We start from the raw sequence: 19,654 nt of genomic DNA, 5'->3' as shown, positions 1-19,654 counted from the left end.
CAGTGCAGCAATCCTGTTAGGCCTGGCTAAGCGATCCTTTCCGCCGTGTCCTTCTGGATGGTCTCAAGCATCGTTCCGTAGAGCAGTGGGTCTTCGATCCAGTAGTTAACGATGGTGTGAGCTGCGTTCCGGACGAGTTGCATACGGCGTGAATCGCCTCCGGCTTCGGCGCCGCTCCGCATCAGCTCGATGGCCTTATCGCCCGGGAAATCCGACCAGCCTCTCGTGATGGCTTCGAAAATCATCGGAGTCATCCGAAAGAGCGCGTTGTCACCGACCGCGGCCGCCGGCCTAGACCACAGCTGCGGATCTTTCTGGAGCTCTTCTGCAGTCTCGTCGATGTGCACGAGAAATCGTTCGCCGAGTCGGCGGCGTTCTTGCCGTGCTGCTTCTGCTCGGGCGTCCGCTGTCCGTTTCTCCTCTTGGCGGATCGCGCGTTCGGCGAGTGCATTGGACTTCGCTGCCGCCCGGATCGCTGCCGCTGCGTGGCGGTTTGACCGGTTCGCAACACGGACCGCCACGGTCGCGATGAAGATGCTGCCCGCACCAACGATCAACGGGAGCCAGATGTCGCTCCACCAGGCGTACGCGTCGTGGGGGCTAGCGGGCGCAGGTGTGAGGGTTGCTGTGGCGGAGGCAATGAGTTCGTCGAGCACTAAAGCAGCGTAAGGCGGAGCAAGCCTCAGGACGATGGTTGCTCGCTTCCGCGTCGCCACCCGCGCGTCCGGCCGACGCCGTCGGGTGTACGTCCACGTCTACGACGACCAGCGGACGATGGCACGGGCCCACACTGAAGCGCGCGGCCGCGATTAAGAACCGCCCCACGAGCCGACGGCGTCCGCTGTCGGAGACATCACCTCGGATGTCATCGCCGTGCTCTACCGCGACCGGCTGCTGCCGTGACTGGCTGGTCCGGCAGCCCGACCGGTCACGCTCCCCGCCGACTGGGAACGCAGGCGCTCAGCCGTCCTCGAGCGCGACAAGTACCAACGCCAGCACGAGCGCGCCGACGCCAGTGAGGCTTGTGGCCTGTACGCATCCGACTGCGACCACATCGGCGACCGCAACGATCGCCGGCTCGAGAACCTCCGCGCGCTCTGCCCCTGGCCCCATCTGCGCCGCTCCGGCCGACAGGGTGGCCAGGCGTCGCAGGCTGCTCGCCGTGCATGCGAGGCAGTGGCCGCACGGAAGCGCCCGGGTGTTCTCGACACCCCGATCCGACCGCCCCGCGACGATCCGACCCGTTCAGAGGAAAACACGATGGCCGAGCAGACCGGCACCGAAACGAAGTTCACCGTCGCGCGGAAGGGCGTCGCGATCACCGGGGTCCGCCCCAACCTGCAGAACGCGCATGCGCTATCGAGGCGAGCATGCGCTCCTCGTACCTCGAGCCCGACGTCGAGCTGTCGACCGTCACCGTGAAGACAACCGTCTCCGAGCGACTTCGCATGCGGAGCCGGCGGTCGCCGTCGACGAGCCCGGGGACGAGAAGATTGACGATGGCCAGGCAGAGACAAAGAAGCCCGGCCGTTGAAAGATGGTCGCTACCTGGAGCTCGGTTAGTCGCTAACCTTGCGCTTCGCACGGATCCGTTCCAGGCGCGCCGGGTCTTGGAACACCTCCATCAGGACTGACCCCATTAGGGCCAGTATCTCCTCGGAATCGACAGCATCGGGAGCGACGTCGATGTCTCCGTGCGCCATGTCGTTCCCCGCGAACCTCACCTCGTGCGCCTGTTCAGCGACCGCAGGACGGATCAGTTGATTGTCCCGCATCGAGTTGATCTTGCCGGAGAGATTTCCGGAGGTGATGCCCTTGTACTTCGCAGACGCCTCTATGACGGTGCGCGCCATCAGGATCGCAGCCATGTGATTCGCAACGCTTGCACTGGAGTACGCCTCGGCTGCCGCGCGCGCGATCGACTCTGGGACATCCTCGATGAGAGGGGCCGAACCAGACCTCGGCCACCATTCGAGCCCGCCGTCCTTGACCTTCGCGACAGTCCGGACCACGTAGTCGGAGTTCGTCGAAGAACCTCCGTAGACAGGTTCGCGCACGGAGCCCTCACCAGTCAGGATCCTTCCGCACTGGTCACACGTCGCTGCGAATCGAACGGTCCGTCCAGAGTTACTCAGCGCACCCCACTGAATAGTCACGTGAGAGTAGCTCTGACAGAACGGACACGTAGTTGAGGCCATGTCAATGATTCTGCCCGACGCGTCCGACACCTACCAGACGGGGTGGGAGACCACTACCGCTACCCTTTCCTGAGACCGCGAAGCAGTCGATGGCGCAGCACGGTAGTCCGATCCAGACGCCTCGTGCGGCCGAGCCTCGATGGAGCGGGCGACTGCACGGATGGCGGTCTCTTCGGTCGCCTTGCTCATGACGGTGGTCGCCTGCTGCAGCTCGAAGCCGTTCAGGTCGAGCTGACCGATCGCGGCGGCTCGGGCTTCGCCGGCAGAGTTGCCGCTCGCCTCTGCTTCGCGAGTCTCGGTCGAGCGGATGGTTCCTCGTGCAGTCGTCACGCCATCAGTATCGCTGGTGCGTGACGGCAGCTGCCCCCCGCTTGCCCCCCGACCCGAGTTATGCACAGAACCCCCGGCAGGTGTTGACAGGACCTGACCGGGGGTTTTCTGCGTGGGCCCCGTGGGGCTCGAACCCACGACCCTCGGATTAAAAGTCCGGTGCTCTACCAACTGAGCTAGAGGCCCTCACCCGCAAGGCTAGCGGGTGAGGGCCTCTGGGAAGAACCTGGTGCCGAGGGTCAGCCGCGACGCCCGGTGAGCGTGCGCAGCAGCCACAGGACGACGGCCACGATGAGCAGCACGATGCCGACCCACAGCAGGAACTTGAGGCTCGCGGTGAAACCACCGACGAACAGCAGGATGACCGCGATGACGGCCAGGATGATGAGCAGGGGGTTCATGGGGGAGTCCTCTCCTTCACGGTCGGGAGGAGCGCCTCCCGACGAGACACCGTACCCGCGGCGCTGCCGTTGCGTTCTGGGCGAACGGAGGGCGGGCGTGTCACCGGCCGTGCCTACACTGACGCGGTGCCTCGCGATCACCACCGTCCTGTCCACTTCACCGATGCCGAGTTCGCTGCGATCCAGGGCGGCGAGGACCCGGCCGTCGTGAACCGTGTCGCGCACGAGACCGCGAACGCGCTGCTGCACCGGGTGCGGCAGGACCCGGACCCCGCGGTGGTCGAGCGGCTCGTGACCTACACGGACGTGCATGGCATCGACGCGATCGCCGAACTCTGGGCACGTGTCGGCGCACACACGCTGCCGGGGGCCCTCTGGCGGGTGTACCTCGTCCGTACCGTGATCCGGCAGAACCCGGAGGAGATCGCCTTCCTGTTCGCGCGCGGCACGGAGCGCATCGGCACGATCGACCAGGCCGTCGCGGGTGCTGAGCAGCCGACGGGTCCTGCCGAGATCCTCACCCTGGCGGATCGCATCCTGCACGGGCTGTACACCGGCGACTTCGCGGTGGCGCTGGACCGGGGTGCGGCGTTCTGCCGGCTGACGGCGGCGGGTGCGACGGCGGTGGCGGACGACTCCGACCTGACGGCCGAGGCCCGCGCGAGTGAGTTGACGACGCGCGCGCTGCGTCTGACGGAGCTGGCGGCCGACCTGACCGAGGCGGCGGCGCTCTGGCGTCGCGACAGCCTGGACTAGCGAGCAGACCCGCCGGACCGGCACCGGGCCTCCCGGTCGGACGGCGACAGCCGCGACGAGGCAGAGACGAACCGGGCAGAGAAGAACCGGGCCGAGACCAACCGGGCAGAGAAAAACCGGGCCGCAGAAGCGCCTCTCGGCGCGAGGCCGCTCGAAGCGGCGAATTTTGGAGCCCGGGGCTTGCTGCGGCCCGGCGACACCCACTCTACGACGCGTGGGCTGTGTCCGCTGCCCTGTTCACTCTCGGTGGACAGATCCGGACCCGGGCGTGCCCGGCAGACGGCTCGGACGCGGCCTCCCCACAACTTCTCGGCAACCGATCCAATCCACCACGGGCACCGCGCCGAATCATCAGCGTGACGGACTTGATGACCGTCACGAACGCGAGAGGCCCGGCGTGACCCGGACCGGTATCCGCCGGTCAATTCCCTGTGGGTCACGCTGGCCTCTCGTCTCGACCGCACGACGCGGCGGCTTCGCCCTACCCGGGTGGACCGCAGCACAGCACCACCAGCACCACGGCACACGTAGCACCCCCTGACAGAACGGCCACAACCGGCCGCCGACGCACCCGAGAGGAGGGAAACCTGCAATGCTTGCCCTCGTGGATAGCGACACCGAACGCTGGAGCTCGTCAGAGCCCGCCCAGGCATCGCCGGACGACCTCCTGGCTCAGGTTGCATCCGGTGACCAAGCCGCCTTCGCGGACCTCTACGACGTCCTCTCCGGCCGGGTCCTCGGGCTCGTGACGCGCCTCCTCCGGGACCGCGCCCAGTCCGAAGAGGTCACCCAAGAGGTCTTCCTCGAAGTCTGGCAGCAGGCCACCCGGTTCGACCGGAAGCGCGGAACCGCCTCCAGCTGGGTCCTGACCATGGCACACCGCCGAGCGGTGGACCGGGTCCGTGCCTCGCAGGCGTCGCACGACCGGGACACGAAGATCGGCATCCGCGACCTCGAGGCCGGTTTCGACCAGGTCTCCGAATCGGTCGAGATCCGCATCGAACACGAACGTGTCGGGCGGGCCCTGGCCAAGCTGACCGAGTTCCAGCGGCAGGCCGTGCAGCTCGCGTACTACGGAGGCTTCTCGCACAGCGAGATGGCCGAACACCTCGGTGTCCCCATCGGCACCGTCAAGACCCGTCTCCGTGACGGGATGATCCGACTCCGAGACGAGATGGGGGTGACCTCATGACCGAACGACACGACGACCCCGCCCTGCTGACGGGTTCCTACGCACTCGATGCGCTGTCCGACGATGAGCGCATGCTCCTGGAGGACGTCCTCACGACGTCGCCCGAACTCCAGGCCGAAGCCGACTCGCTGCGCGAGACCGCGCTGCAGCTCGCCTTCGCCGCTGCTCCGATCGAGCCGCCGACGTCGCTGAAGGCGTCGCTGCTGGCACAGATCGCGACGACCCCGCAGGCCGCACCACTGGCCGACACGGCGGTCGACCAGACCCCGGTCGCCGAGACCACCTCCTTCCAGGAGGCCCGTCCCGAGCCCGCCAGGCACGTCGCCTCGATCGCCGACGGCTCCACCACCGGTGGCCGGGCGTCCTCCGAGGCCCGCCGCCGCTGGTTCCAGCGTCCGGCAGCCATGCTCACCAGTGCTGCTGCGGTCGCCGTGGTGTTCCTCGGTGTCGGCCTGGGTGTCGGTGTCGCGAACGGTCCGTCCGACGGACCGGGGACGGGCACCACGCAGGCTTCGAGCGGACTCGACCGCATCTACGCCGCGTCGGACTTCCAGCGCAGCACCACCAAGGTCGAGGGCGGCGGCACGGCCACGGTCGTGTGGTCGAACGACCTCGGCAAGTCCGCGGTGATCCTCGACGGTGTCGAGCAGGCGCCGAAGGGCAAGACGTACGAGCTCTGGTACATCGGCTCCGAGGAGCAGGGCGGCACGATCAAGTCTGCTGGCCTGGTCGACGGTGTCGCCGACGGCGTGCACTCGGCCGTGCTCAAGGGCTCGATGTCCGACGGTGCGACGATCGGCATGACGGTCGAGCCGGCCGGTGGTTCCGAGCAGCCGACCACGACGCCGATCATGGCGGTCCCGACCACGTCGGCCTGACCCTCCCGGAAGATCGACCCCGAACGACACCCTCGACGTCGCACGACATCGAGGGTGTCGTTCTGCGTCCGCTCGACCCCGGCACCCAGCGCAACCACGGAGGCCCGGTGCGCGTCCGTGGCGGACGTGCACCGGGCCTCCCGGTCGTCCGTCAGCACGACGGACGGATGCCGATCAACCGAAGCGACCCGAGACGTAGTCCTCGGTGGCCTGGACGGACGGGTTCGAGAACATCGTCGCGGTGTCGTCGAACTCGATGAGCTTGCCCGGCGCACCGGTCCCGGCGATGTTGAAGAACGCGGTCTTGTCGCTGACGCGCGACGCCTGCTGCATGTTGTGGGTCACGATGACGATCGTGAACTCCTTCTTGAGCTCCTCGATCAGGTCCTCGATGGCCAGGGTGGAGATCGGGTCGAGCGCCGAGCAGGGCTCGTCCATCAGCAGCACGTCGGGCTGCACGGCGATGGCGCGGGCGATGCAGAGACGCTGCTGCTGACCGCCGGACAGGCCCATGCCGGGCTTGTCGAGGCGGTCCTTGACCTCGTTCCACAGGTTCGCGCCCTGCAGCGAGCGCTCGACGATGTCGTCGGCCTCGGACTTCGAGACGCGCTTGTTGTTGAGCTTCACGCCGGCCAGCACGTTGTCCTTGATCGACATGGTGGGGAACGGGTTCGGACGCTGGAAGACCATGCCGACCTGGCGACGGACGAGCACCGGGTCGACCCCGGGACCGTACAGGTCGTCGCCGTCGATCTTGACCGAGCCCTCGACCCAGGCGCCGGGGATGACCTCGTGCATGCGGTTCAGGGTGCGGAGGAAGGTGGACTTGCCACAGCCGGACGGGCCGATGAAGGCGGTGACGGTGCGGGGCTCGATGGTGATGTCGACACCCTCGACCGCCTTGAACTTCGAGTAGTAGACGTTGAGGCCGTCGACCTCGATGCGCTTGGACACGTTGATCCTTCTGGTGGGTGGGGAAGTGGGTTCGCTAGCGCGAGAGCTTGGGGGCGAAGAGTCGGGTGACGAACCGGGCGAGCAGGTTGAGCGCCATCACGATGAGGATGAGCACCAGCGCGGCGGTCCAGGCACGGTCGACGAACGGCTGCGGGTTGGCGCCCTGCTGCGAGTACTGCGTGTACGCGTACACCGGCAGGGTCATCATCGGGTCCTTGAACAGGTCGTAGTTCATGCTCGCGGTGAAGCCGGCGGTGACGAGCAGCGGGGCCGTCTCGCCGATGACGCGGGCGATCGAGAGCATGACGCCGGTGGTGATGCCGGCGAGCGACGTCGGCAGGACGACCTTGAGGATCGTGAGGTACTTCGGGACGCCGAGGGCGTAGGACGCTTCGCGGAGCTCCATCGGCACGATCTTCAGCACCTCCTCGGTGGAGCGCACGACGATCGGGATCATCAGCACCGACAGGGCGACGGAGCCGACGAGACCGAAGCGGGCGCCCGGGCCGAGGAACAGCGCGAACAGCGAGTAGGCGAACAGACCGGCGACGATCGACGGGATGCCCGTCATGACGTCGACGAAGAACGTGATGCCCTTCGCCAGCGCGCCGCGGCCGTACTCGACCAGGTAGATCGAGGTGAGCAGACCGATCGGCACCGAGATGAGCGCCGCGAACAGGGTGATCTCGAGCGTGCCGATCAGGGCGTGGATCGCGCCGCCGCCCTCGGAGATCACGCCGCGCATCGAGTACGAGAAGAAGTTCGCGTCGAAGCGGGCCAGGCCGTCGGCGACGACGGTCCAGAGCAGGGACACCAGCGGCAGGACCGCGATGACGAAGGCCGTGATGACCAGCGAGGTGATCAGCCGGTTGACGGCTTGACGGCCACCCTCGACGATGCGCGAGACGACCACGATGAGGACGTCGAACAGGACGGTGCCGAGGAACAGTGCGGCGACGACGTTGAAGTCCTTGACCGCACCGCCGGCGTTGAGCAGGGCGAACACGGCCACCAGGGCGACCCAGCTGCCGACCAGCAGCAGCCAGGGCACCGAGCGGTGCAGCTTGCCGTTGGCGTAGACGTTGCCGGCGGTGCCGGTCTGACGGAGCGCGAGGGACATCGGGTGCGACCTCTCAGCTGACCCGCGTGCGGACGATGTACCGCGCGAGCATGTTGATGACCAGGGTGATGACGAACAGGATCAGACCCGACGCGATCAGGGCGTTCAGGGCGGTCCCCGATGCCTCGGCGAACTGCAGCGCGATGTTCGCGGCGATCGTCGAGGGGTTCTGCGAGGTCAGCATCTGGAAGGTGACGTTCGTCGAGACCGACAGCACCAGGGCGATCGCCATCGTCTCGCCCAGGGCCCGACCGAGCCCGAGCATGATCGCGGACACGATGCCGGACTTGGCGAACGGCAGCACGGACAGACGGATCATCTCCCAGCGCGTGGCACCGAGGGCCAGGGCGGCTTCCTCGTTGAGCGTGGGGGCCTGCAGGAAGATCTCGCGCATGACGGCCGTCATGATCGGGATCGCCATCACGGCGAGGACGATCGACGCGGTCAGGATGGTGCGGCCGGTGCCGGACACCTGACCGGAGAAGAGCGGGAACCACCCGAGGTACTCGTTCAGGAAGGCGTAGAACGGCTTCACGAACGGCGCCAGCACGACGATGCCCCAGAGGCCGTAGACGACCGACGGCACGGCGGCGAGCAGGTCGATGACGTAGCCGAGCACCGGGGCGAGCCGCCGCGGTGCGTAGTGCGAGATGAACAGTGCGATCCCGAGGGCGAGCGGGACCGAGATCACGAGCGCGATGAGCGCGGACCAGACGGTGCCGAACACCAGGGGGCCGACGTAGTCCCAGAAGTTCGTGGCGTTGTTCGGCAGTTCGCCGACCTTGGCGGAGAACGCCGGGATGCTCTGCCAGACGAGGAACGCGGCGACGAGCACGAGCACGAACAGGATGAGGCCGCCGGCGATGACCGAGGCGGCGGAGAACACCCGGTCACCGACGCGCACGACGGCCTTCGGCTTCTCGGGTGTGACGGTGGCCCCTGGCTGGGCCGGTGCGGTCGTCATGGGGCTCCTGTCGGAGGTACGCCGGGGGAGGCGACGGGTTCGGGGGGACGTACGTGTTGCGGAGGTGCCGGTCGGACGGGCGCTGGCTGTCGGGCCGGGCTGCTCGCGTCGCGACGGGCAAGGGCCCGGACGCCGGTCAGGTGGGTGGGACCGGCGTCCGGGCGCTTGGGGGTGTTACTTGATGGAGTCGACCGCGGCAGCGGCCTTCTCGGCCAGGTCGGACGACAGGGCGGCCGACTTGGCCTCCTTCGCCGCGGCGTCCTGCGCGTCGCCGGTGACGACGTAGCTCAGGAAGCCCTTGACCAGGTCGGCCTTGTCGGAGTCCTTGTACTCCTGGCACGCGATGGCGTAGGAGACGAGGACGAGCGGCCAGGCACCGTCAGCGGTGTCCTTGCGGTCGATGTCGATCGCGAGGTCGTTGTCCTCGCGGCCGGTGGCGACCTTCGAGTCGGCGACGACCTGCGCGGCGCCGTCGGCCGAGATCTCGGTGGCCTTGTCGCCGACCATCAGCTTCGCCTTGTCGAGGTCGCCCGCGCCGGAGTCGTCGATGTAGGTGATCGCGTTGGTGGCGCTGCCCATCGCGGAGGCGACACCGGAGGTGCCCTTCGCGCTGTCACCGACCGAGTACGGGAAGGTCTGGCTCGGCTCTTCGGTCCAGACGTCGCCGGCGTTCGCGGAGACGTACTCCGAGAAGTTCTGCGTGGTGCCCGAGTCGTCGGAGCGGTGGACGACCGTGATGTTCGCGTCCGGCAGGTCGACGCCGTCGTTCAGGTCGGCGATCTGCGAGTCGTTCCACTTGGTGATCTTGCCCGAGAAGATGCCCGCGATGGTCTTGGCGTCGAGGGTCAGGTCGCTGACGCCGTCGACCTTGTAGGCGATCGCGATCGGGGAGATGTAGACCGGGATGTCGATGGCCTTGGTGTCGGCCTTGCACAGGTCGAAGGAGCCCGAGAGCTCCTCGTCGTTCAGTGCCGCGTCCGAGCCGGCGAAGTCCGCGGCCCCCGCGATGAAGTTCTTGCGACCGGCGCCCGAACCGTCGGGCGAGTAGTTGACCGTGACGCCCGAGGCCTGGTCCTGGAAACCGGCGGCCCAGGTGGCCTGCGCGGTCTGCTGGGCGGACGAGCCGGAGCCGGTCAGGGTGCCGGAGAGGCTCGAGTAGTCGCTGTTGCTGGAGGAGGACTCGGTGCTGCCCGCGTCCTCGTTCGCCGCGCAGGAGGAGAGCACGACTGCGCCGGCGATCGCGATTGCTGCGATCGAACCGATTCGCTTGATGTTCACAGGGGTCCCTTCGGGGATGGGGTGCAGTGGGACCACTGCGGTCCCTGGGCCGGTGCCGACCCGGGAGCGACTGTAGGGACGCGAGGTGACGGGGATCACGCGCGTTGGTGAACGGAAGGTGAACGAGGGGTTGTCCCGGTCGGGGCGGCGTGCGGCGCCGCCGCGCCAGGAGCAGGATCGGGACGTCGTGCGTGCGCGCGGAAGATGCAGACGCATGTTCTGCAGGGCGCTGGACGGGAGGCCCGGATCACGTGCCCGGACACGGCGCACGCCCGGCGCGCGGCCGGGTGCAGGGCGTGTGGTCGCTACGCCGGGATCGTGTTGCGGTGGGTCTCGACGGCGACGAGGGTCTCGCCGGCGATGTGCATCACCGAGAAGTCGCCGACCGACAGCATCGCGGCACGGCGCAGGTCGAACCGGCCGGAGTCGTCGGCGGTCGCGGTGGCGATCCGCGCGATGATGTCCGGCAGCACCGGCCCGTGCGAGCACAGCACCGCGGTCTTGCCCTTGTCGAGTCGCCGACGGACGACGCCCTTGACATCGGCGGCGCCGCGGTCGTGGGCGTCCTGGCTGATGTCGGAGCTGCTCGAGACCCCGAGCTTCGTGGTGGCCGACAGCGGTTCGACGGTGGCGAGGCACCGTGCTGCCGTGCTGCTCACGATCTTCTTCGGACCGAACGCGGCGACCGGCGACGCTGCGGCCTTGGCCTGCGAGCGGCCGACGGGCAGGAGCGGACGGGTGGCGTCCGGGCCGTTCCAGTCGGAGCCGGGCACGGTCTTCGCGTGCCGCAGCGCGATCAGGGCGAACGTGCGGTGGTGGCCCGCGGCGGCGCGCTCGGCGAACCGGTCGAGGATCGCCACGTCGCGCTCGTACGTCAGGCGGTTGCGGGCGTCGTCGATCGTGACCCACTCGAGTGCGGCGACCTCGTGGTTCGGGGTGAAGTCGCCGGCACGGGCGTACTCCTTCGCCGAGACGCGCGCGGCCCAGTAGTGCACGACCTTGTCGCGGCCGTTCGGCAGCACGTACTCGGCGGTGCCGAGCGGGGCACCGAGGTGCACGCGGTAGCCCGTCTCCTCGTCGATCTCGCGCACGGCGGTGGTCGGGACGGCCTCACCCGGGTCGACCTTGCCCTTGGGCAGGGAGACGTCCTTGTGGTGGTCGCGGTGGATGAGCAGCACGAGGGGCGTGCCGTCCTGTTCGCGCCAGACGACTGCGCCGGCGGCGAGGACGGGGCCCGAGGGACCGCCGCTCACCGAGTGGAGCGCTTCCGAGCCGAGATCTTCCGCATGGTCACATTCTGCACGTCTTCGAGCGGACGACCGTCATCGTCGGTCGAGTGCCGCGTCCACTCGCCGTCGGACTCGAGGTGCCACGAGCTCGCGGTGTCGGCCATCGCCAGGTCGAACATCTCGAGCACCTCGTTGATGTGGTCCGGCGCCGTCAACCGCACGAGGGCCTCGACCCGGCGGTCGAGGTTGCGGTGCATCATGTCGGCGCTGCCGATGAACACGGCCGGGTCGCCCTCGTTGTGGAACGCGAACGCGCGGGAGTGCTCGAGGTACCGGCCGACGATGCTCCGCACCCGGATGGTGTCGCTCACCCCTTCCATCCCCGGCTTGAGCGAGCAGATGCCGCGCACCCAGACGTCGACCGGCACACCGGCCTGGCTGGCCAGGTAGAGGGCATCGATGATCTGCTCGTCGACCATCGAGTTGACCTTGATCCGGATGCCGGACGGCTTGCCGGCGCGCGCGTTGTCCGCCTCGGTCTGGATGCGCTTGAGCAGCCCCTTGCGCAGGTGCAGCGGTGCCACGAGCAGCCGCTTGAACTTCTTCTCGATCGCGTAGCCGGACAGCTCGTTGAACAGGCGCGTCAGGTCCTTGCCCACGGTGTCGTCCGCGGTGAACAGGCCCATGTCCTCGTAGATGCGCGAGGTCTTCGGGTTGTAGTTGCCCGTACCGATGTGGCTGTAGTGCTTGAGCGTGCCGCCCTCTTGCCGGATGACGAGCACGAGCTTCGAGTGCGTCTTCAGCCCGACCAGGCCGTAGACGACGTGCACGCCGGCCTTCTCGAGCTTGCGGGCCCACGTGATGTTGTTCTGCTCGTCGAAGCGCGCCTTGATCTCGACGAGCGCCAGGACCTGCTTGCCCGCGGCGGCGGCGTCGATCAGGGCCTCGACGATGGGGCTGTCACCAGAGGTGCGGTACAGCGTCTGCTTGATGGCGAGCACGTGCGGGTCGGCCGCGGCCTGCTCGAGGAACGCCTGCACGCTCGTCGCGAAGGACTCGTACGGGTGGTGCACGAGGACGTCGTTCGCCTTGATCGCGCGGAACAGGTCGGGCTTCGTGTTCGGTTCGCCCGGCTGGAACTGCACCGGGGTCGTCGGCACGTGCTTCGGGTAGTGCAGGTCCGGACGGTTGATCTTCGAGATCTCGAACAGGCCGCCGAGGTCGAGCGGCGACGGCAGCCGGAAGACCTCCTGCTCGGTGATGTCGAGCTCGCGCACGAGCAGGTCGAGGGTCACCGGGTCCATGTCCTCGGTGATCTCGAGGCGGATGGGCGGACCGAACCGGCGACGCAGCAGTTCGCGCTCGAGGGCCTGGATGAGGTTCTCGGCCTCGTCCTCCTCGATCTCGACGTCCTCGTTGCGGGTGACCCGGAACACGTGGTGCTCGAGCACCTCCATCCCCGGGAACAGGTCGTCGAGGTGGTTCGCGATGAGGTCTTCGAGGGGGATGAACCGCATCCGCCCGGAGTTGTCGTCCGGCAGTTTGATGAAGCGGGAGAAGTTCTGCGGCACCTTCAGGCGCGCGAACTCCTGCCGCTGCGACTTCGGGTTGCGGACCCGGACCGCCAGGTTGAGCGAGAGCCCGGAGATGTAGGGGAACGGGTGCGCTGGGTCGACCGCCAGGGGCATGAGGACCGGGAAGATCTGCTCGTTGAAGTACTCGCGCATCCGCAGCCGGTCGGCCTCGTCCAGGTCGGACCAGTGCTCGATGTGGATGCCGGCAGCGTCGAGGTCGGGCTTGAGCGAGCCGATGAACGCCTGGGCGTGCCGGTCCTGCAGTTCGTGGGCCTTCTTCGCGATGTCGCGCAGGACGTCGCTCGGTGCACGGCCGACGTTGGTCGGGACGGCGATGCCGGTGTCGATGCGGCGCTTCAGGCCGGCGACCCGGACCATGAAGAACTCGTCGAGGTTGGACGCGAAGATCGCCAGGAAGTTCGCACGCTCGAGCAGGGGCTGCGTGCGGTCCTCGCCCAGTTCGAGCACCCGCTGGTTGAAGCGCAACCAGCTGAGCTCACGGTCGAAGTAGCGGTCCGACGGCAGCGACTCGTGCTCGATCTCGACGACCTCGTCGAAGTCGTCGAGGTCGGGTGCGACGGATTCGCCGTCGAGCTGCGGTTCGGTGTCCATGTCCACATCCTGCCACCAGGGCACCACGGCCGGAGGGGCTCCGGTGGACGCTGTGGAAACCCGCGGTGAACGGACTGTTTGTGAAGGAACGGTCACGATATACGAACGGTGACATCTGCGTCGGTTTGTGGGTATGGTGGGTCCCGTCAGAGCCTCCGGGGGGATTCCACTGCGCGGGGGTGCAGCTACGAATGAAAGAGGTTCATCATGTCGCGTGTCCTTTCGACCGAGCAGGCCAAGACCGCCATCCGTCAGGTCCAGTCGATCATCAACGGTGGTTTCACCGACCAGATCTCGCAGCTCGACGCCCAGGGCCGGATCCTGTCCGACTCGAACGTCTGGGACGGCCCGCTCGCGGCGACGTTCCGTGGGTCGACCTGGCCGGAGACCAAGGCCGCCCTCGACAAGGCGAAGACCGAGCTCGAGCAGCTCCGCACGCAGCTCGACAAGATCTCGCAGGACATCTTCACCGCGGGTGGCGGCGCGTAAGCAGCCACTCGTTCCGCCCGGACCGTCGCGCTCGCGGCGGTCCGGGCGTTCGCGGTCGGTGGGGCCGCGTGACCAGCACGACCAGTACGACTTCGGGGGATGAACCATGGCTGACCTGCACGGCAACGATCCGGTCGAGTTCGACAACGCCACGGCCGACGCACTCAGCACGGCACTGAACGGCGCGGCCGAGTCGATCGAGGGACAGGCCGGCTCACGGCAGTCCTACGTCACCACCGCGTCGCAGGAGTTCCGGGGGCACTTCTCCGAGCTCTTCGCGGAGAACGCGTCGACGGCAGCGTCCGACGGTTCGACGATCGCCGCGAACCTCCGCACCGTCGCGGGGTGGGTCGACAAGATGAAGGCCGCCGCCGAGCGGGAGAACGCCCGTCGCAAGGAAGCCCGCGACTGGGAAGCGGAGTACGGCGACCGGAACTTCTTCGAGTGGGTGCACGACAAGGTCGCCGGGGCTCCCGTGCCGCCCACCGTCCACCACGAGGACGCACCGACCTTCGACCAGGCGACCGGACCGAGCACTCCGCGCCAGACGCCGAACCCCGGGTCCGGTGGCGGGGGCGGCGGTGGAACGTCGTCCGCCAAGCCCGCCGACCTCCGCTCGTTCGCCACCGGGTCGTCGACGCTGAACCAGTCCCTCGACGGCAAGCCGGCCGGTTTGCGCGGCAAGCTCACCGACTTCGCGTCGAAGTGCTCCTGGGGGCACATCGACGCGACGAGCCTGGTGAACGCCTTCGAGCAGTGGATCACCGCCAACGGCCAGGACGTCACGTGGGCGAACACCATCGCCGACGCGTTCGCTGCTGCCGGCGGTGAAGGCGCCGTCTCCACGGTCTCGGATGCCGCGCTCGCTGCAGCTCTGGCTGCCGCGGGGGTCTCACAGTCCCGCACCGACCTGCAGTTCGATCCGCCATCCGCCTACGGGGCCCAGCCGACGACCGGCTACTCGATGGACCCGGTCAACACCACGACGGGCAACTTCCTCGAACCGGAGCTCGACCTCGGGTTCGCCGGCGCATCGGCGGCGCTACAGGTCACGCGCATGTACAACTCGCTGGACCAGCACGTCGGGCTCTTCGGTCCGGGGTGGGCGTCGATCCTCGAGACCCGGTTGCTCATCGACGACGAGGGCGCGTCCTTCGTCGGTGCCGACGGCCGCCAGGTCCGGTTCCCGCGCGACGGCGAGGGCTGGGCGCGCGGCGTGGGCGAGAACCGCTGGCTCTCGGTCGAGGGCGACCGGCTCGTCGTCCGCGACAACCAGGGCGAGCGCATCGACTTCTCGCCGTCGGGGCAGTGGCTCGGACAGCGCGGCGGAGCCGGCACAGCGGTCCGCATCGAACGGAACAGCGACGACGTCGTCGTCCGCCTGGTGCACGAGCGAGGCCGCTCGATCGACGTCGACCACGTCGACGGCCGGGTCGCGGTGCTCCGCACGTCCGACGGCCGCAGGGTCGAGTACGGGTACGACGACCGGGGCCGCCTCGTCACGGTGACCGACGCCGTCGGCACCCGGACCTACGGCTGGAACGACGACGACCTGATCACGACGGTCACCAGCGCGGCCGGTGTCGTCGAGGTCGACAACACCTACGACGACCAGCGCCGCGTCGTCGAGCAGGTCAGCCCGCACGGCCGCACCGTGCGCTTCGCCTACCTGCCCGGTCGTGTCACGGTGGTGTCGGACCACGACGGCTCGCGGTCGAACTCCTACATCGCCGACGCCAAGGGGCGTCTCGTCGGGGTCATCGACTCCGACGACCGCCGCCAGTCGATGAGCTACGACCGGCACGGCAACCTGGTGTCGGCGACCGAGCGCGACGGGTCCGTCACCGTGCACGCGTACGACGACCGCGGCCGGAAGACCCGCACCGTCACGCCGTCCGGTGGTGACCTGACCTACGGGTACGACGAGCAGGACCGCGTCACGACCGTCGTCACCGAGGCCGGCGCCGTCGTCTCCTACGAGTACGTGGGCGACGACCGCGACCCGTCGGTGATCACCGACCCAGTCGGCGGCCGGACCGAGCTGACCTGGCGAGACGGCGCGCTCACCCACGTCGTCGACCCGACCGGCGTGGTCCTGACCTTCGACCACGACACGTTCGGCGAGCTCGTCGCGACCACGAACGCCGTCGGCGCCACCGCTCGGATCGAGCGCGACGCCGCCGGTCGCCCGGTCGCCGCTGTCAGCCCGTCCGGCGCCCGGAGCGAGTACCGCTACGACGCAGCGGGGCTCCTCGTCGAACGGCGTGACGCCGACGGAGCCGTCTGGCGCTTCGAGTACGGCGCCGGCTCACGCATCGCAGCGGTCGTGGACCCACTCGGAGCACGCACCACGTTCGACTACGCCCCGAACGGCGAGCTCGCGACGACCACCGACCCGCTGGGTCGGCGTGTCTCGCGGACGTTCGACGACCAGGGGAACCTGGCGGAGCTCGCATTGCCGGGCGGCGCGGTCTGGACGTTCGCGCACGACGCCTTGTCGCGCCTCCAGGCCGTCACCGACCCCGCCGGCGCGACCTGGCGTCGTGAGTACGACGTCGTCGGCGAGCTGAAGGCGACCGTCGACCCGACGGGCGTCCGTCAGGAGTTCTCGGACGACGTCGCGACAGGCGTCGCGACGCTGCGCGACGCCTTCGACACCGCGACCGTCCGGTTCGACGAGTACGGCCGATCCGTCGAGTCCACGTCTGACGAGACCGGTTCCGAATTCATCACCTACGACGCCGCCGGTCGCCCCGTCGAACTCGTCGACGGCGAAGGCGAACTGACCCGACTCGAGCGCGACCTCGCCGGTCGCGTCGTAGCGCTGGTCGCCCCCTCGGGCGCGCGCTCCACGTACGAGTACGACGCCTGCGGGCGTCCGGCCGCGGCCACCGACGCCGCGGGGGCGCAGACGACGCTCACCTACGACGCGGACTCGCGTGTCGTGGCCCGGACCCTGCCCACCGGCGAGGTCGAGGAGATCACGTACGACGCCGTCGGGCGCGTGGTCATGCAGACGACTCCGGGTTCCGGCACCGCGCGGTTCCGCTACGACCAGGCCGGGAGGCTCGTCTCCAGCCACGACGCACGCTTCGGCCGTCGTCGGTTCCGCTACGACCCCGCGGGCCAGCTGATCCAGGTCGTCGACGGTCTCGACGGGGTCACCTCGTTCGAGTACGACGAGCGCGGGCGCCTTGTGACGATCACCGACCCTGCCGGCGGGACCACTCGACGAGAGTACGACGCCGCCGACCACGTGGTCGCCGTCACCGATCCGCTCGGACGGACGACCACGGCGGCCTACGACCCGGCCGGGCGCCAGATCCGCCAGACCGATCCCGACGGCCGCACCACCGAGTGGACGTACGACGCAGCCGGCCGCCAGCGGGCCGTGCTCGTCGACGGTGCCGTGCAGTCGGAGATCACCCGCGATGCCGTCCACCGAACGGTCGTCGTGTCGGACCACACCCGTGGGGCAGGCCGGACGATCGAGCACGAGCTCCAGCACGACCGCCGTGGCCTGCTCGTCCGCCGAGCCCGGGGCGACCAATCCGTAGCGTGGGAGTACGACGCCGACGGCAACCGCACCGCTCGGGTCGACCCGAACGGGACCCGCACCACCTACCGTCGCGACGCCGTCGGCCGGGTCGTCGGGGTGGACCGTGACGGCACCGCTGCCGACACGTTCTCCTACGACGCCTCGGGGCGGATCGTCCAGGCGGCCACGGGCGACCTGGTGCAGTCGTGGTCGTACGAGGGAGGCGCGCTGGTCGCGCACACCTCGACCACGCTCGACGGTGCCACCAGCACGCGGATCGAGCGCGATGCCGACGCGCGGATCACCGCGATCGACGGCCCGTCCGGAACGGTGTCGTACGAGTACGACGCTGCCGGCCAGCTCGTGCGCGCCGGGGACTCGACGTGGGCCTACGACGACGGTGGGCGACTCGTCGCCGAGACCGTCCGCGGTGTCGAGACGTGCCACGAGTACGACGCTGCCGGACAGCTGGTCGCGACGACCACCGAAGCCGGCCGGATCGAGTACGTCCACGACGGTCTCGGTCGACGCATCCGACGGACCGCCGCTGACGGATCCACCACCGAGTACGCGTGGTCCGACCTGGGGTACCTCGCTGCCGTCGTCGACCGCGACGCCTCGTACGCCGAGACCGGTCGGCTCGACGTCTGGGTCGACGCGCTCGGTGAGCTCGCTGAGGTGGGTGGGGTCGCCGCGTGGTGGGACTCCGCCGCGGTCGTGCCGTCGCTGATCAGCATCGCCGACACCTCGCTGCTCGACTTGCCCGGTGGTGTCACCGCGATCGGCGATGCTGTCACGCAGCCCGCGTGGCGCAGCGCGCGCGCCACCGATGCTGCGGATCCGTGGGCGGCGCTCGCTGCAGTCACGGACATGGGGCTGCCGGCGGGAGTGTCACTGACCGGCTCGGGCGGTGTGGCCGTCGCCGGGTTGGAGTGGCTCGGCGCACGTGTGTACGACCCTGCGGCGCGGGGCTTCCTGTCGGTCGATCCACTCGCGCCGATCCTGGGTGCGGCGTGGTCGGGGAACCCGTACTCGTACGCCGGCAACGATCCGTTGCAGGCTGTCGACCCGCTCGGGTTGCGGCCGGCGACGGACAAGGACTTGCAGGCGTACCGGGATGCGAACCAGGGTGCGATCGCCAACGTGCGTGACTGGGCTGACGAGCACTCGGAGCTCATCTCCAACATCGCCATCGGCGTCGGGATCGCCGCAACTGTCCTGGCGATGTGCACACCGCTGGGTCCGTTGGTGGCCATTGCCGTGATGGCCGGTGGCGGCGCGGCGCTTGCCGGGGGTATGTCCATCAAGTCGAATCGCGGGAAGGACGGAAAGGTTGATTGGGGCGCTGTTGGAGTCGACACAGTCATCGGGGGTGTGACAGGCGCTCTCGGAGGTGCGGGTGTGGCAGCGGGGGCGCGAGTGGCTCAGACAGCCGCGAGTGCCGGCCGTGTCGGGAGAGCGGTCTTGGCGAACGCCTCCGTCAACGGGGCTGTTGGTAGCGCAGGTTCGGGCTTCTCGTACTCGATGTCCCATCAGAAGGACTTCTCCCTGCAAGGCCTCGCTGGGAGCATGGTCGGAGGAGGCCTCTCGAGCAGCGTCGGAGGCTTGGCTGGTCCGGCGGGGGGCACCTTGGCGAAGATGGGCGGAAACCTTGCCAACTCGGGTGTCGCGCGGGCTTGGACCGCCGGTGTCGGTAGCGGTGGCAGCATGCTCGGGGGGTGGGTCGGGGACAAGGTCAGCGGCAAGGAAACGTCCGGATTCGACCTGCTGTGGAACGGCGCAGTAGGCGCCGGAGGCACCTTCCTCCCGGGTGGACCCAGCCAGTCGTCCACGCTCAACCAATTCGGACGCTTCAACCCCAGTACAGCGGGCGGTGTCTTCGGGTCTGGCGCCAACGCCACGCGGCTTTGGGACTCGGCTGGAGTCGGTGCAGCGGTCGGCGTGGGCACCGACGGCGTTCGCAATGCGGCAGAGTACCTTGGACTTCCGTGAGCGGCCGATCGAGAGCACAGGAACCGAACGCGGGGGGCGTTGGACAGCACCGTGGCGTCCTCATTGCTGCCGTGGTCCTCGGCTCGTTCGGAATCATCTTCCCCATCGCAATCGCGGGCGATCATGCTCTCGCAGCAACGCCGTACTCG

Annotated in this window: 15 protein-coding genes and 1 tRNA gene; 5 read left to right on the top strand and 11 right to left on the bottom strand. The window is 68.7% G+C overall.

Going from position 1 to position 19,654, the window contains the following annotated elements:
• Positions 1 to 26: 26 nt before the first annotated feature.
• The 5 genes from ACXKZB_RS17075 to ACXKZB_RS17055 all read right to left on the bottom strand — a co-directional run bounded on the left by ACXKZB_RS17075 (position 27) and on the right by ACXKZB_RS17055 (position 2,929).
• Positions 27 to 656: a hypothetical protein gene (locus ACXKZB_RS17075; RefSeq protein WP_488823942.1), complete on the bottom strand. Its 630-nt coding sequence runs from the start codon at positions 654 to 656 to the stop codon at positions 27 to 29.
• A gap of 903 nt (positions 657 to 1,559) precedes the next feature.
• Complete coding sequence (locus tag ACXKZB_RS17070) at positions 1,560 to 2,198, bottom strand: DUF4145 domain-containing protein (protein WP_488823941.1); 639 nt, start codon at positions 2,196 to 2,198, stop codon at positions 1,560 to 1,562.
• 30 nt (positions 2,199 to 2,228) lie between these two features.
• Entirely contained in the window at positions 2,229 to 2,528 is a 300-nt protein-coding gene (locus ACXKZB_RS17065; RefSeq protein WP_488823940.1) for a hypothetical protein, read from the bottom strand.
• A 113-nt stretch (positions 2,529 to 2,641) separates the two neighbouring features.
• A tRNA-Lys gene (locus ACXKZB_RS17060) sits at positions 2,642 to 2,714 on the bottom strand.
• A 53-nt stretch (positions 2,715 to 2,767) separates the two neighbouring features.
• The gene (locus ACXKZB_RS17055) at positions 2,768 to 2,929 is read right to left on the bottom strand and encodes a DUF2207 domain-containing protein (RefSeq protein WP_146249745.1); all 162 of its coding nucleotides are present in this window, start codon (positions 2,927 to 2,929) and stop codon (positions 2,768 to 2,770) included.
• Between the two features lie 126 nt (positions 2,930 to 3,055).
• Between ACXKZB_RS17055 and ACXKZB_RS17050 the strand changes: the two genes are divergently transcribed.
• The 3 genes from ACXKZB_RS17050 to ACXKZB_RS17040 all read left to right on the top strand — a co-directional run bounded on the left by ACXKZB_RS17050 (position 3,056) and on the right by ACXKZB_RS17040 (position 5,755).
• Entirely contained in the window at positions 3,056 to 3,685 is a 630-nt protein-coding gene (locus ACXKZB_RS17050; RefSeq protein WP_123311937.1) for a DNA-directed RNA polymerase subunit beta, read from the top strand.
• Between the two features lie 592 nt (positions 3,686 to 4,277).
• Positions 4,278 to 4,877: an ECF RNA polymerase sigma factor SigK gene (gene sigK / locus ACXKZB_RS17045; protein WP_488823939.1), complete on the top strand. Its 600-nt coding sequence runs from the start codon at positions 4,278 to 4,280 to the stop codon at positions 4,875 to 4,877.
• On the top strand, positions 4,874 to 5,755 hold the full coding sequence (locus tag ACXKZB_RS17040; RefSeq protein ID WP_488823938.1) for an anti-sigma factor: 882 nt from the start codon (positions 4,874 to 4,876) through the stop codon (positions 5,753 to 5,755). The genes sigK and ACXKZB_RS17040 overlap by 4 nt, the downstream gene beginning before the upstream one ends.
• Positions 5,756 to 5,929: 174 nt before the next feature.
• Here the strand turns inward: ACXKZB_RS17040 and pstB are convergent, their stop codons facing one another.
• From pstB to ACXKZB_RS17010, 6 genes are all read right to left on the bottom strand, one after another.
• Entirely contained in the window at positions 5,930 to 6,709 is a 780-nt protein-coding gene (pstB, locus tag ACXKZB_RS17035; RefSeq protein ID WP_111085283.1) for a phosphate ABC transporter ATP-binding protein PstB, read from the bottom strand.
• 34 nt (positions 6,710 to 6,743) lie between these two features.
• The gene (gene pstA, locus ACXKZB_RS17030; RefSeq protein WP_123311943.1) at positions 6,744 to 7,829 is read right to left on the bottom strand and encodes a phosphate ABC transporter permease PstA; all 1,086 of its coding nucleotides are present in this window, start codon (positions 7,827 to 7,829) and stop codon (positions 6,744 to 6,746) included.
• A 13-nt stretch (positions 7,830 to 7,842) separates the two neighbouring features.
• Positions 7,843 to 8,793, bottom strand: a complete 951-nt coding sequence (pstC, locus tag ACXKZB_RS17025) for a phosphate ABC transporter permease subunit PstC (RefSeq protein ID WP_222658693.1) — start codon at positions 8,791 to 8,793, stop codon at positions 7,843 to 7,845.
• A gap of 174 nt (positions 8,794 to 8,967) precedes the next feature.
• The gene (gene pstS, locus ACXKZB_RS17020) at positions 8,968 to 10,071 is read right to left on the bottom strand and encodes a phosphate ABC transporter substrate-binding protein PstS (protein ID WP_123311947.1); all 1,104 of its coding nucleotides are present in this window, start codon (positions 10,069 to 10,071) and stop codon (positions 8,968 to 8,970) included.
• Positions 10,072 to 10,376: 305 nt separating this feature from the next.
• On the bottom strand, positions 10,377 to 11,324 hold the full coding sequence (locus tag ACXKZB_RS17015; RefSeq protein WP_123311949.1) for an NUDIX hydrolase: 948 nt from the start codon (positions 11,322 to 11,324) through the stop codon (positions 10,377 to 10,379).
• Positions 11,321 to 13,486 carry an RNA degradosome polyphosphate kinase gene (locus tag ACXKZB_RS17010; protein ID WP_222658691.1) on the bottom strand — a complete coding sequence of 722 codons (2,166 nt, stop codon included), beginning with the start codon at positions 13,484 to 13,486 and terminating at the stop codon, positions 11,321 to 11,323. Before ACXKZB_RS17010 ends, ACXKZB_RS17015 begins: the two co-directional genes overlap by 4 nt.
• A 207-nt stretch (positions 13,487 to 13,693) precedes the next feature.
• Here ACXKZB_RS17010 and ACXKZB_RS17005 point away from each other — a divergent pair, with 207 nt between their 5' ends.
• A complete protein-coding gene (locus ACXKZB_RS17005) occupies positions 13,694 to 13,975 on the top strand; it encodes a hypothetical protein (protein ID WP_027466625.1) in 282 nt (93 codons plus the stop codon).
• 106 nt (positions 13,976 to 14,081) lie between these two features.
• Entirely contained in the window at positions 14,082 to 19,505 is a 5,424-nt protein-coding gene (locus ACXKZB_RS17000; RefSeq protein ID WP_488823937.1) for a DUF6531 domain-containing protein, read from the top strand.
• Positions 19,506 to 19,654: the final 149 nt, after the last annotated feature.

It is taken from the genome of Curtobacterium sp. ABR8, from assembly GCF_057812125.1.
The sequence above is the reverse complement of the archived record's forward strand: the minus strand, read 5'-3'. Positions and strand labels throughout refer to the sequence as shown.